This window comes from Cupriavidus mimosae (genome assembly GCF_023952485.1).
Classification (GTDB): domain Bacteria; phylum Pseudomonadota; class Gammaproteobacteria; order Burkholderiales; family Burkholderiaceae; genus Cupriavidus; species Cupriavidus taiwanensis_C.
Map to the genome: position 1 here is coordinate 122,235 of NZ_JALHRY010000001.1, position 12,681 is coordinate 134,915.

Sequence of the window (12,681 nt, forward strand, 5' to 3'; positions counted from 1 at the left end):
ATTGGCTAGCGCGACGGTAAGGGGGCCGCGTCCAGCGCTCCGCACTGCTTGACTTGGCTTGCGGCCTGCGTTCTAAGACCAGCATCACGGTAGATATCTGGCAGTAGATATAACCCCTCTCCCGCGGACCATACTGGCGGATGGCGTAGCCTTGTGTCCGTGCCTTAGGTACGCATGACGACGCGTACAACCATTCCGAGAGCAATCAAGGCAGCGACCAGAGCGAAACCTTGTTCAAGGTGCCTTCTGCTTAGTTTGCTTGCGGCGCGTCGACCGCCCAACATTCCGAGCAAGGCCCCTGTTGCGAACGGCAAACCGACGCTCCAGTTCATACGCCCCGCAATCGCAGTAGATACAACCCCGGAAGCGGAGACCAGTGCGATAACGGTCAGGGATGTCGCCACAATTGCGTGCATCGGGGCGTTGGTAGCTTTTCTAAGAGCAGGGACGATGACGAAACCCCCTCCAACGCCGAGTAGGCCGGATAGGAAGCCGGCGCCAACCCCAGAGAGAGCGAGTGCACGGCTGCAGGAGGCCGTCCAGACAAAGCGGCCAGTAGCATTACTCAACTGGCAAGGCGGCAAAGGCTGCGAGGAGTAATGGCTGGGATTCGGCTTTGAGGGCGCCTGCACGAACATCCGCAGGGCCACGAAGGCCAAAACCAGAGCGAAGAGCAAAGTCAAAGGACCACTAGGCAGACGGTGTGCAAGCCAAAGTCCGATCGGCGATACGACTGTACCGGCTACAGCCATCAGTACGGCGGCTCGGAAGCGCACGATGCCTGCACGCAATCCTATGGCAGCACCAACTGCAGCTGACAGGCTAACCGCAAGCAAGGCCACTGGCGCAGCCTCTGCGATGTTCAAATGCAAACCGAACAGCAGCAGTGGTACTGCGAGAATGGCGCCACCTGCGCCGGTTAGAGCCAGGATTACACCGACTACGGCACCTAGTGCCGCGCTGCTGCCAATAAAACTGTTCATTGATGTAGTTCGACTGTAAATATGAGGGACTCACGGGCGGGCAGACGCCCCCGGCACGCACATCCCGGCAGCGATGTGGGGTTGCGCTGCCACGTAGTCCGTCATGAACGATCCATTTTGGTAAGGGATCAATTTTTGTGCCTGCCTGAAGGCATGACCAGGATTTCCATTGATTTCTCAGAAGAAACAAGGACACAGCGAGCGCGAGAGGCCGTCTTGCGGGCGAAGAGCAGCGCCTAGTGCGACATATTCACTGCCATAGCGGCAGATGGCAGCCTTTGGCAGCTAGACCACAAAGTGCGTCTAAAGTAACTCGAAATCTCACCTTGACAGTACTAAACGGCTCGCATACGATACTAACCAACTAGTAGGTAGGGTGCTGCGTCTCGGGATGGCCATACAACCCAAATGGCGCAGCGCCTTTTTTTGACCAGGGAGATTACCAACTAGTTGGTAGGTTGACCGCTCCCAAGTGAGGAAAAACTATGCAAGCTAAACAATTTGACGGCCGCAAACTCCTGGTCGTAGGTGGAACAAGCGGAATCGGCCTCGAGACAGCTCTGATGGTCGCCGAGCAAGGCGCTGCTGTCGTCGTCATCGGCAACCGCACGGAAAAGGCGGAAGCAGCTCGCCAAAAACTAGCTGCAGTCACGGGAGAAGCTAAGGCATTCGCCCTGACGGCCAATCTCTCTGACTTTGAGAGCGTTCAAGACCTCATCAGTAAGTTGGAGAGCGAGCACAAGGATATTGACATGCTCGTGAATGCCGCAGGGATCTACTACCCGAAAGCATTCCTTGAACACTCGCTGGAAGACTACAACAACTATCTCAACCTGAACCGCGCACTGTTTTTCATCACCAAGCAGGTCGCTGCATCGTTGGTGTCCAGAAAACAGCCGGGTTCTATCGTCAGCATCACGGCGAGTGCAGCGAAACAAGCCATTGAAACGGTGCCTGCTTCAGCCTATTCCATGGCGAAAATTGGGCTGGAAGCCATGACCAAGCATGTGGCAACCGAGTTGGCAGAGCATGGCATTCGTGTCAACGCAGTTTGCCCGGGCATCGTCGCAACCCGAATCTTCGAGCGCTTCATTCCCGGCGAGCAGCTGGACGACGCCCTTAAAGATTTCCATAGCTTTCATCCCCTCGGCCGCAATGGCACGCCCCTCGATGTCGCCGAGGCAATCGTTTTCTTGCTTTCCGATAAGGCTTCCTGGGTGACAGGGGCAGTTTGGGACGTCGACGGTGGTGTGTCGGCAGGCCGGAAACTCGGAAAGTGATACGCGAAATTTTTACCTGAAAGGAGACGTTACATGGCAGCAAAATGGGCTGAAAAAATGACGGCGCTCGTAAAGAGCGTCGGAGCCTTCGGGAAAGCCAACAAGCCGGTGGCAGAGGCCTTCCATACCCTCGAGATTGCGACCCGAGCCGAGGGGACTCTGGACGCCAAAACCCACGAGCTTATCGCGCTGGCCGTAGCCGTGACCACCCGATGCGACGGTTGTATTACCGCGCACGCCGCTGCCGCAAAGAAAGCCGGGGCCAGCCAGGCCGAAATTTCGGCGGCACTTGGTACCGCAATTGCCCTGAATGCAGGCGCTGCGTACGTATATTCCGCCCGAGCTCTGGAAGCTTACGAGGAACTGTAAGGTCTCCTTCTGGGCAACGATACACGACAACGAATACGTAATACCCAGCTAGCAGCTAAAACTGAAAGGATGCAAAGAAGCTATGAGCAAATGGACTGAACGAATGACGGATCTGATCAAGAGCGTTGGCGGATTCGCGAAAGCAAACAAGCCTGTGGCAGAAGCGTTCCACACCCTGGAAACCGCAACTCGCGCAGACGGCATCCTGGATGCCAAAACTCATGAACTCATCGCCCTGGCTGTTGCAGTGACTACACGATGCGACGGCTGTATTACCGCGCACGCAGCCGCGGCTAAGAAGGCTGGTGCAAGCAAGGCTGAGATTTCTGCAGCGCTTGGCACGGCCATTGCACTTAACGCTGGGGCTGCCTATGTCTACTCTGCCCGCGCGCTCGAAGCTTTTGAAGAGCTCTAAGCTCGGGGCGTAGTGTGCCTTGACGGTACAAATCCTCTTGCGATGCAATGCTCGGTCGCAAGGGGAGCGACTGTTTAACTATCTTTCTTTACATCGCATCCAAGCGGTGATTGCATGCCAGCGACAACTTCTGCATGGTGTGCGCTATTACACGCGCAGCAGCGGAACACCATTGCTCCTCCTGCTATCTGCACATGCCGTACGAGTCGTTCGGATTGCGGGAACGCGCTGGGCTAGCAAACTGCGGCCGCGGTTTTTGTTCATTCGGAGCGCAGGGCAGACTTTGCTGTCACAACTAACTCTGGATCCTGATGTTAGTCCACTGGACGCGAGGACTGAGGCCGGGCCTCCACGCCAGCGTGAGGCCTCGACCTTACTCCATGCAATGGTTGGTTGCCTAGAGGCTTAGCTGGCCTAAGCAATCGAAGCAAGAAATGTCGTTTTACGCCTATGTGGATGAGCCCTACGATCCTAGCACGCATACACACATGCGCCTCGGCAGGGACTCCCCACTCAAATAGGAGGTAAACGATGTCAAAGCATGCCGCATCTGTTCACTGGAGCAGGACCGCTCATCCGTTGGAGAGCGATACCTATTCGCGCAACCACCAGGTATCGCTCAATGGCGAGCAGAACGTGAACGTCTCGGCGTCGAAAGAGTACAAGGGCGACAGCCGGTGTGCAGATCCTGAGCAACTGCTCGTCACAGCGTTGGCGAGTTGCCACATGCTCACATTTCTCGCAATTGCGGATCTTCAAGGGTACCGAGTCGAGCAATACGATGACTCGCCGGTCGGTCACCTGGAGAAACTGGAGGATGGTCTGCTGGGTATCGGCCGGGTCGAGCTTAGTCCCAAGGTCGTCTTTGGCGGTACCAAGCTGCCGGACAGCAATGTCCTTGCTCGGTTGCACGCAGCGGCACACAAGAACTGCTTCATCCGAAACTCATTGAAAGCGAAGGTATCCATTTCCTAGCCTAGGGCATCAAGACCCAAGAAATGGAGGAGACAAATGAAAAATATAGAAATCACGAAGCTCTTGAGAAACCGGTGCTTCCGTGAGTTGGTATATGAGAGAACCAGGCTATCGATGGTCCTGAGTCTCGTCGTGCTGGTCGGATACTACGGATTCATACTTACTGCCGCTTTCTATCCGACCCTGCTCAGCCTGCCAATTTCGGAGAAGTCACTCGTGACGGTAGGCTGGCCTATTGGTGCCGCGCTCATCATCCTCTCCTGGTTGCTTACTGGTTGGTACGTTTTCTGTGCCAATCGTCGCTTCGACGATCTCAACGCCCAGTTTCTGCGAGAGGTGCACTGATGCGTTCAACGTCTTTGCACCACATCATTGTCGGAAGTCTGCTGGCGGCTTGGGTTGGCAGTGCCTTCTGTGGGCCTGTTGTTTCCGCAGCGGAAAAGCAGCCCCTCAATGTCCCGGCAATTCTGATGTTCTTGGTTTTCGTCCTTGCAACCCTTGGAATTACGTGGTGGGCGGCCAGGCGAACGCGCTCGACGTCTGACTTCTATAGCGCAGGCGGGGGTATCACAGGGATGCAGAACGGGTGGGCTATCGCCGGCGACTACATGTCCGCCGCCACGCTCTTGGGGTTGTCCAGCCTGGTCTTCGCGAGAGGTTACGACGGTTTCGTGTACGCGATTGGCTTCTTCGTCGGATGGCCAATCATCATGTTTCTGCTTGCCGAACCGGTGCGGAACCTGGGGAAGTACACGCTGGCGGATATCGTCTCGGCCCGTCTGGACAAAACTAAGGTCCGCCTCTTCGCATCGGTGAGCTCCCTCACGGTGGTGTGCTTCTACTTGGTAGTGCAAATGGTAGGCGCAGGCCAACTCATCAAGCTGCTCTTCGGACTTGACTATCAGCATGCGGTCATTGTCGTGGGCGTTTTGATGGTGGTCTACGTGACTTTCGGCGGCATGATCGCCACTACGTGGGTACAGATCATCAAGGCAGCACTGCTTCTCTTTGGGGGAGCGCTGCTGCTGTTCCTGGCCATGTCTCGCTTCGGATTCAGCTTTGATGAACTGGCTCGGCAAGCCGTCGACGTTCACAAGGATGGTGGGAAGATCATGGGGCCCAATGGGTTGCTTTCTGACCCAATCTCAGCCATCTCCATGTCAATCGGCGTAGTGCTGGGCCCAGCAGGTCTGCCCCACATTCTGATGCGGTTCTTTACTGTGCCGAACGCCAAGGAGGCTCGCAAAAGTGTATTTGTTGCGAGCGGCCTGATTGGAGCTTTCTTCCTGATGGTTTGTGCTCTGGGGCTTTGCGCGATTGTCATCGTCGGTAGTGATCCAGCGTTCTTCGAAGGCGGCAATGTAAGAGGGAAGATCCTGGGCGGCGGAAACATGCCGGTAATGCATCTGGCAAGCGCAGTCGGCGGGAATATCTTCTTGGGATTCTTGTCCGCGGTCGCGTTCGCAACGATTCTCGCCGTCGTATCCGGCCTAGCATTGGCTGGTGCATCTGCCATCGCGCACGATATCTATAGCAACATCATCTGCAAAGGGAAGGTAAAGGAAAGCTCCGAAATGCGTGTCTCGCGCTGGGCGACGCTGGGCTTGGGCGTGGTCGCGGTTGTGCTCGGAACGGCGTTCGAAAACCAGAACGTTGCGTTTCTCGTGAGCCTGACCTTCGGAGTCGCCGCTTCGTCCAACTTCCCGGTGCTTGTGTTGGCCATCTACTGGCGAGGCCTCACAACGCGTGGCGCACTGGCGGGGGGCATCGCAGGGCTGACTTCTGCGGTGACCATGGTGATTCTATCCAAGGCGGTTTGGGTAGATGTACTGCACAACGTTGCGGCTGTGTTTCCCTACGAGAACCCCGCTCTTTTCTCGATGCCAATTGCCTTTCTTGCAGCATTTGTCTTTTCGAAGTTCGACAAGACGGAACGCTCGAAAGTGGAACGGGGTGCATTTGACGCAAGCTGGATCCGGGCCCAAACCGGCTTGGGTGCAGCGAGCGCAAGCAAACATTGAGTGCATTTCCAAGGTAAGCGCAGTCGCCACCGGCCATGACGACTGTCTATATGTAAGACGCCGGATCCCAATATAACTAAGGAGCAACAAAATGAACCACGCCGAGATGCAATTCTTGGGCATCGAATTTCCGTATCAATCGTCCTACGACAACTTTATCGGTGGAAAGTGGGTTCCCCCGGTTTCCGGCCTGTATTTCGATAACCAGTCGCCGATTACTGGCGAGGTCTTCTGCAAGATCGCACGCTCGAACGCGGATGACGTCGAACTCGCCCTGGATGCTGCGCACGCTGCCAAGGACGCCTGGGGACGAACTTCGGTCACCGAGCGAGCAAACGTCCTGGCACGCATCGCCGACCGGATGGAAGCAAACCTGAAGCGACTGGCTGTAGCCGAGTCGATTGACAACGGTAAGCCGCTGCGTGAAACGATGGCTGCGGATTTGCCACTGGCTATCGACCACTTCCGCTACTTCGCCGGCGTGATTCGAGCTCAGGAAGGTGGCATCTCGGAAATCGACCGCGACACCGTTGCGTACCACTTCCACGAGCCGCTTGGTGTCGTCGGGCAAATCATTCCCTGGAACTTCCCGTTGCTGATGGCAACGTGGAAGCTTGCCCCGGCTCTGGCCGCAGGCAATTGTGTGGTGCTCAAGCCCGCTGAGCAGACGCCCGCGTCAATCATGGTGCTTCTCGAGGTCATTGGAGACTTGCTACCCCCGGGCGTTCTCAACGTCGTCAACGGCTTCGGTTTGGAGGCTGGCAAGCCGCTGGCATCCAACAAGCGCATCGCCAAGATTGCGTTCACGGGTGAAACGACGACCGGTCGGCTGATTATGCAGTACGCCAGCCAGAACCTGATTCCGGTCACGCTGGAGTTGGGTGGCAAGAGTCCCAACATCTTCTTCGAGGACGTTCTCGACAAGGATGATGCGTTCTTCGACAAGGCGCTCGAGGGCTTCGCCATGTTCGCCCTGAATCAAGGTGAGGTCTGCACGTGCCCCTCTCGCGCGCTGATTCAGGAGTCGGTCTACGACCGATTCATGGAGCGCGCAATCAAGCGCGTCGAGGCAATCAAACAGGGGAACCCGTTGGACTTGTCGACCATGATTGGGGCTCAAGCATCCAACGAACAGCTCGACAAGATCCTCTCGTATATCGACTTGGGCAAGCAGGAGGGAGCGCAATTGCTTGCTGGTGGAGAACGCAAAGTTCTGGACGGCAGCCTCGCGAACGGCTACTACATCAAGCCGACCGTATTCCGCGGTCACAACAGAATGCGAATCTTCCAGGAGGAGATCTTTGGGCCGGTGTTGTCGGTGACGACCTTCAAGACTGAAGAGGAAGCACTCGAGATTGCCAACGATACGTTGTACGGTCTCGGAGCAGGAGTGTGGACCCGCGACGGCACTCGTGCCTATCGTTTTGGTCGCGAAATTCAGGCGGGCCGTGTCTGGACCAACTGCTACCACGCCTATCCGGCACATGCTGCGTTCGGTGGCTACAAGCAGTCTGGTATGGGGCGCGAGAATCACAAGATGATGCTTAATCACTACCAACAGACGAAGAACATGCTGGTCAGTTACAGCCCGAACGCCCTCGGCTTCTTCTGATCTTTCTGTCCCCGGTCTCCCTCGTGGGAGCCCCGGGGTGGTTGTTCCATCTATTCCGGTAGTGGCGTTGCTAGTTGCTTCCGTGTTGGAAAAATTGATCCATGAACGATTCTTCCCGCAACATTCGCAAAACGATTACGGCCAGCCACTGGGGAGCCGGGGTAGTGGAAACGGTTGGGGGTCGGATACAGTCCGTAGCGCCATACCGGCACGATCCATATCCATCGCGAATCAACGAGAACATAGCCGATAGCCTTCAAGGCACCGCGCGTGTCCTCCGACCGTCGATTCGGGAAAGTTACTTGCGTAACGGGCCTTTGTCACGTTCGGGTGAGCGTGGAAAGGACCGGTATGTCGAAGTAAGTTGGGACGCCGCTCTCAATCTGGTGTCCGAAGAATTGTTGAGGGTCCGTTCCACGCATGGAAACGAAGCTATCTTTGCAGGTTCCTACGGATGGGCAAGTGCGGGACGATTCCACCATGCGCAAGGTCAGTTGAAGCGCTTTCTCAACGCATTTGGAGGCTCTGTCCGCTCGGAGGGCAACTATAGTTTCAACGCCGCGCTGGTACTGATGCCACATATCGTCGGAAATTTTCGTGATCATGTAAAGCAAGCGACGCGTTGGCGCACAGTCGCCAAAGAGGGACGACTGGTAGTCATGTTCGGTGGACTGCCGTTGAGGAACGCGCAAGTGGGCAGTGGCGGTGTCGGTAAGCATCGGCTGCGCCTCGAACTCGAGAACTGCGTGCAAGCCGGGGTCCGCTTCATCAACGTCAGTCCGTTTCGCGGCGATGCTGAGGACTTTCTCGAGGCGGAGTGGCTGCCGCCGACCCCAGGTTCCGATACGGCCATCATGATGGGAATCGCACACACGCTTCTGTCCGAAGGCCTGGTAGATCGAAGCTTCCTCGCTCGCTACACGGTGGGATTCGAAAAGGTTGAGTCATATCTTCGGGGAGAGCCCGATGGGCAGCCAAAGGACGCGGACTGGGCTGCGAAGCAATCCGGCCTGCCTGCCACACGCATCCGAACCCTTGCGCGCGAGATGGCTGCCCAACGGACACTCATCTGTACGGCTGCGGCACTTCAGCGTGCGGATTATGGCGAGCAGCCGCTCTGGATGACGGTTGCATTGGCCTCAATGCTCGGACAGATTGGCCTGCCGGGCGGCGGGTACGGCATTGCCTATGCTTCGGAAGCGACTATGGGATGTGTGGACAGGCCAATAGGATGGCCGGCGTTTCCCCAAGGTGAAAATCCTGTGGACACATACATCCCTGTCGCAATGATTGCCGATATGCTGCTCCACCCAGGCGAAGCCTATGAGTACAACGGGCAGAAGATGCAGTTCCCGGACGCCAGGCTGGTGTGGTGGGCCGGTGGTAATCCCTTCCATCATCATCAGGACCTGAATCGGTTGCGCCAGGCGTTTCAGCGCCCAGAGACCATCATCGTCAATGAGATCAACTGGACGGCCACCGCGCGACACGCCGATATCGTATTGCCGGTCGCGGCACCGCTCGAACGAACCGACTTCTGTGGCGGTACTCAGGACAATTCGCTCATTCCCATGCCACAGGCGGTCCCTTCACCCGGCGAGGCTCGCTGCGAGTACGACATCTATTGCGACTTGGAGAAACGCCTCGGGTTAGGGATGCAGTTTAGTGAGGGCCTATCCTCATCGGAGTGGCTCCAAAGGATGTGGAGCGAACTCCAAGATAACGCAGAGCGTAGCGGGATCGAGTTGCCAGATTGGGAGGATTTCCTTTCGGGAGATGTAATTGAGCTCGAGGATAGAAATATGGATGCGGTCTTCCTCTCCGAGTTCCGGTCCGATCCGAACAGCTTTCCACTCCCGACGCCGAGCGGAAAGATTGAGTTGGCGTCGGACGTGATTGCAGGTTTCGGTTATAGCGATTGTCCGGGCCACCCCACGTGGTTTCCACCACGTGCATGGCAGTCATCGACGGCCCAGCAGTTTCCTCTCTCGCTGTTATCTGGTCAGCCAGAGACCCGGCTTCATAGTCAACTCGACAATGGCGCTTTCAGTTTGAGCCGAAAGGTCCAGGGTCGTGAGCCAATCTTGATCCACCCACGGGACGCAGAGGCACGAGACATCGCCCACGGCGATGTCGTTGAGGTGATGAATGAGCACGGCCGTTGCCTTGCAGGGGCCGTCGTCACCCACCAAATGAAGCCAGGGGTGGTATTCCTTTGCACGGGTGCCTGGTATGACCCCGACTTTTCAGCCCCAGACAGTCGAGACCGTCACGGGAATCCAAACGTTCTTACCCACGATCTACGGACCTCGCGACTTGCTCAAGGTCCTGCATCTCATTCAGCACGTGTCGAGATAGCGAAATTCACAGAATCTGTGCCGGGGATCGAAGTATTTGACGCGCCGGTCATTACTAACCCCGGCTAATTAGATGCACTTTGCAAGCAAATAGGGCGAAGCCAAACTAAGGGCGGATTCGACCCCGGTGGCGCCTGCAATAACTGTGCATCGGCTCTCGAAGCTGACGCTGTCTTGATCAGAGTTTCGCGGAATAGCCTTTCCAATGCCTGTAGCTGATTAGGTATCACCGCAGTCACTAACTATTAGAGGAGACAAGGATGACAACGCGCGTCGCGGAAACGCGTCCGATGGACGCAATGGCAGCCCCGCCGATATCAAGAGGCGAGCACCGGAAGGTAGCCGTCGCAAGCCTTATTGGCACGGCAGTGGAGTGGTATGACTACTATTTGTACGGCACCTGTGCGGCACTGATTTTTCCCCATCTATTCTTTCCCTCGATGGATCCATGGGTCGGAACAATCGCAGCATTCGCAACTTATGCCGTAGGTTTCATTGCCAGACCCGTCGGGGCAGCGGTATTCGGGCACTATGGAGATCGCGTAGGGAGAAAAACCATACTGGTACTCTCCTTATGGCTCATGGGAGGTAGCACTGTTGCAATCGGGCTGTTGCCGACATACGAAACGGTCGGGGCCTGGGCTGCTGTCATGCTGTGCTTTCTGCGGCTTGTTCAAGGATTCGCTGTGGGCGGAGAATGGGGTTCTGCTGTTGTAATGGCAGTTGAGCATGCGCCAGCTAACAGGCGCGGCTTGTTCGGGAGCTTTCCGCAAATCGGCGGTCCCGCAGGGCTATTGCTCTCAACGTTGGTGTTCATGCTCGTTTCTTCAAGTATGAGCAACGAAGAGCTATTAGCATGGGGATGGCGAATTCCTTTTATTGGAAGCGTCGTGATGGTGCTGATTGGCATGTTTATCCGCCTGAAGCTGCATGAATCGCCGGTTTTCGAACGGATAAAGGAACGGAAGGAGGTATCTGAAGCACCCGCAATGGAAATGTTGCGCACTCAGAGGCGGACGCTGTATCTGACGATCGGAATGAAGCTCTTGCAAAATGCCTTGTTCTATCTGTACAGCGTATTCATGCTAAGTTACATCGTCGGGACGTTGAAGCTTGACAAATCAATTGGCTTGCAGGCTATTCTGATTTCGAGTGCAATCGGCTTCGTTACGCTCCCTGCATGGTCGTACCTGTCGGATCTCATCGGGCGGAAAAAGGTGTACATGTTTGGGACGGTCGCGTCGATGCTCTTCGTCGTGCCGTTCTTCTGGATGGCTCAGAGTGGCTCCGTGGTCCTTATCACAATCGGGATGATTATCGGTCTGAATGTGTTGCATGACGCCATGTACGGACCGCAAGCCGTGTACTTCTCGGAGCTTTTTGGCACCAAGGTTCGTCTTAGCGGTGCAAATATTGGCTATGCCATCGGTGCCGTGTTGTCAGGCGGCCTGGCGCCGCTGATTGCCACTTTGCTGCTCAAGGTTAACGGAGGGAAGACTTGGGGTATCTGTCTCTACATGATCGGGCTGGGACTCATAAGCCTTGTCGCGACCGCACTTGCACGGGAAACCTATAAGGAAGCTCTGAGCGAAAGATCGGTGTAGTACTTCAGTGGAGAGTGCCGGGAAATCTCCATGGTGGTGTTTGCCGGCCGCGCTTTCCTGGCGGCCGTTTTTTTTGGGAAGATCTCTATGAATTCGGGTATTCCGCCGCGAGTTGTCGCCACTGAAGCTGCGTTGGCACTGATTTCTCGCCTGATAGAAACACATGGGCCGGTCTTGTTTCACCAGTCCGGTGGCTGCTGTGACGGTAGTGCACCAATGTGTTTCTCGCGCCATGAGTTTCTGTTAGGGAGCTCCGACATCAAGCTGGGAGAAATCGGTGGCTCCCCGTTCTACATGAGCGAATCTCAGTTCGAGTACTGGCGCCATACGCAACTAATCATCGACGTGGTGCCGGGCAACGGTGGCATGTTTTCCATCGAACGGGCTACCGGCTTACGATTCCTGACACGATCGCGTCTGTTCAGCGACGAGGAGTCCGACCAGTTGGTTGGGTTCGAGCCAGAGCGCGGGGCCTAGCCTGGCCACAGCCGGTATTGAGAGAGAGGGGATGTCCGCGGAGCCTTGCGTGACCCAGCCCTTAGGCTTGAGGCAATTGCCGAGGGACTGGAGGGAGGGCGGAGGGACTTACGGATCTGGCTGCTATGGGTGACCAGAACCATCTGGTCAAGCACCCTGGTTGCGAGTTAAAGATAGCGCAAGCTGAGGAAACGATGAAAGGACCCCAACGGCGAAAGCTTGGTCCCTTCAAGGGTCGCCGCTGGAGTCCCTTCGGGGCCGGCTACTTGCCTGCGGCCAGTGCCTTAACCTTCTCGGTCGTTAGTGCGTTGCCGGCAATGCCCCAGTCACCGCTCTTTACTTCTTCAACGACAACCCACGTAACGGGGCGCATGTTTTCGCCCTCGATCGACACCATGGCGTCGGTAAGGGTGGAAATGATCTTTTCCTTGTCGGCTGCGGAGAAGACGCCTTCGATGACTTTTACGTTGATGAGCGGCATAAGTGTTCCTTGCGATCCGTTTGAGTTGACGCTAGGCAGTCTCGCCTTGCGTCTATTGAGTATGCGTGCTTCTGGTGCATGACTTGAATGACAGAGACGCCTGAATT

The 12,681-nt window shown here is 56.2% G+C and carries 12 protein-coding genes; 10 read left to right on the plus strand and 2 right to left on the minus strand.

Annotated features, from left to right (window positions below):
- Positions 1-164 precede the first annotated feature (164 nt).
- Complete coding sequence (locus MKD50_RS00590; protein WP_252666060.1) at positions 165-983, minus strand: sulfite exporter TauE/SafE family protein; 819 nt, start codon at positions 981-983, stop codon at positions 165-167.
- A gap of 485 nt (positions 984-1,468) precedes the next feature.
- On the opposite strand from MKD50_RS00590, the gene MKD50_RS00595 reads away from it, so the two are divergent.
- From MKD50_RS00595 to MKD50_RS00640, 10 genes are all read left to right on the plus strand, one after another.
- Positions 1,469-2,263: an SDR family NAD(P)-dependent oxidoreductase gene (locus MKD50_RS00595; protein WP_252666061.1), complete on the plus strand. Its 795-nt coding sequence runs from the start codon at positions 1,469-1,471 to the stop codon at positions 2,261-2,263.
- A 33-nt stretch (positions 2,264-2,296) separates the two neighbouring features.
- Positions 2,297-2,632: a carboxymuconolactone decarboxylase family protein gene (locus MKD50_RS00600; protein ID WP_078199044.1), complete on the plus strand. Its 336-nt coding sequence runs from the start codon at positions 2,297-2,299 to the stop codon at positions 2,630-2,632.
- Between the two features lie 103 nt (positions 2,633-2,735).
- The gene (locus MKD50_RS00605) at positions 2,736-3,047 is read left to right on the plus strand and encodes a carboxymuconolactone decarboxylase family protein (protein WP_234825090.1); all 312 of its coding nucleotides are present in this window, start codon (positions 2,736-2,738) and stop codon (positions 3,045-3,047) included.
- A 531-nt stretch (positions 3,048-3,578) separates the two neighbouring features.
- Positions 3,579-4,022, plus strand: a complete 444-nt coding sequence (locus tag MKD50_RS00610) for an OsmC family protein (RefSeq protein WP_111516976.1) — start codon at positions 3,579-3,581, stop codon at positions 4,020-4,022.
- A 36-nt stretch (positions 4,023-4,058) separates the two neighbouring features.
- Positions 4,059-4,367 carry a DUF485 domain-containing protein gene (locus tag MKD50_RS00615; protein ID WP_111516977.1) on the plus strand — a complete coding sequence of 103 codons (309 nt, stop codon included), beginning with the start codon at positions 4,059-4,061 and terminating at the stop codon, positions 4,365-4,367.
- Positions 4,367-6,043 (plus strand): cation/acetate symporter, encoded by a 1,677-nt coding sequence (locus tag MKD50_RS00620; protein WP_111516978.1) that lies wholly within the window; start codon positions 4,367-4,369, stop codon positions 6,041-6,043. Before MKD50_RS00615 ends, MKD50_RS00620 begins: the two co-directional genes overlap by 1 nt.
- A gap of 91 nt (positions 6,044-6,134) precedes the next feature.
- Positions 6,135-7,655: an aldehyde dehydrogenase gene (gene adh, locus MKD50_RS00625; RefSeq protein ID WP_111516979.1), complete on the plus strand. Its 1,521-nt coding sequence runs from the start codon at positions 6,135-6,137 to the stop codon at positions 7,653-7,655.
- Between the two features lie 101 nt (positions 7,656-7,756).
- Positions 7,757-10,081, plus strand: a complete 2,325-nt coding sequence (locus tag MKD50_RS00630) for a molybdopterin-dependent oxidoreductase (protein ID WP_252666062.1) — start codon at positions 7,757-7,759, stop codon at positions 10,079-10,081.
- Positions 10,082-10,272: 191 nt separating this feature from the next.
- Complete coding sequence (locus MKD50_RS00635; RefSeq protein ID WP_252666063.1) at positions 10,273-11,616, plus strand: MFS transporter; 1,344 nt, start codon at positions 10,273-10,275, stop codon at positions 11,614-11,616.
- An 87-nt stretch (positions 11,617-11,703) separates the two neighbouring features.
- Positions 11,704-12,093: a DUF779 domain-containing protein gene (locus MKD50_RS00640; protein ID WP_111517474.1), complete on the plus strand. Its 390-nt coding sequence runs from the start codon at positions 11,704-11,706 to the stop codon at positions 12,091-12,093.
- A gap of 262 nt (positions 12,094-12,355) precedes the next feature.
- Here the strand turns inward: MKD50_RS00640 and MKD50_RS00645 are convergent, their stop codons facing one another.
- Entirely contained in the window at positions 12,356-12,574 is a 219-nt protein-coding gene (locus tag MKD50_RS00645) for a tautomerase family protein (protein WP_111516981.1), read from the minus strand.
- Positions 12,575-12,681: the final 107 nt, after the last annotated feature.

What these genes read in the sequence shown, in the direction of transcription:
- MKD50_RS00595 (WP_252666061.1), top strand. Translation starts at nt 1,469, where the DNA reads ATGCAAGCTAAACAATTTGACGGCCGCAAACTCCTGGTCGTAGGTGGA.
- MKD50_RS00640 (WP_111517474.1), top strand. Translation starts at nt 11,704, where the DNA reads ATGAATTCGGGTATTCCGCCGCGAGTTGTCGCCACTGAAGCTGCGTTG.
- MKD50_RS00635 (WP_252666063.1), top strand. Translation starts at nt 10,273, where the DNA reads ATGACAACGCGCGTCGCGGAAACGCGTCCGATGGACGCAATGGCAGCC.
- MKD50_RS00620 (WP_111516978.1), top strand. Translation starts at nt 4,367, where the DNA reads ATGCGTTCAACGTCTTTGCACCACATCATTGTCGGAAGTCTGCTGGCG.
- MKD50_RS00615 (WP_111516977.1), top strand. Translation starts at nt 4,059, where the DNA reads ATGAAAAATATAGAAATCACGAAGCTCTTGAGAAACCGGTGCTTCCGT.
- MKD50_RS00605 (WP_234825090.1), top strand. Translation starts at nt 2,736, where the DNA reads ATGACGGATCTGATCAAGAGCGTTGGCGGATTCGCGAAAGCAAACAAG.
- MKD50_RS00600 (WP_078199044.1), top strand. Translation starts at nt 2,297, where the DNA reads ATGGCAGCAAAATGGGCTGAAAAAATGACGGCGCTCGTAAAGAGCGTC.
- MKD50_RS00630 (WP_252666062.1), top strand. Translation starts at nt 7,757, where the DNA reads ATGAACGATTCTTCCCGCAACATTCGCAAAACGATTACGGCCAGCCAC.
- MKD50_RS00610 (WP_111516976.1), top strand. Translation starts at nt 3,579, where the DNA reads ATGTCAAAGCATGCCGCATCTGTTCACTGGAGCAGGACCGCTCATCCG.
- adh (WP_111516979.1), top strand. Translation starts at nt 6,135, where the DNA reads ATGAACCACGCCGAGATGCAATTCTTGGGCATCGAATTTCCGTATCAA.
- MKD50_RS00590 (WP_252666060.1), bottom strand. Translation starts at nt 983, where the DNA reads ATGAACAGTTTTATTGGCAGCAGCGCGGCACTAGGTGCCGTAGTCGGT.
- MKD50_RS00645 (WP_111516981.1), bottom strand. Translation starts at nt 12,574, where the DNA reads ATGCCGCTCATCAACGTAAAAGTCATCGAAGGCGTCTTCTCCGCAGCC.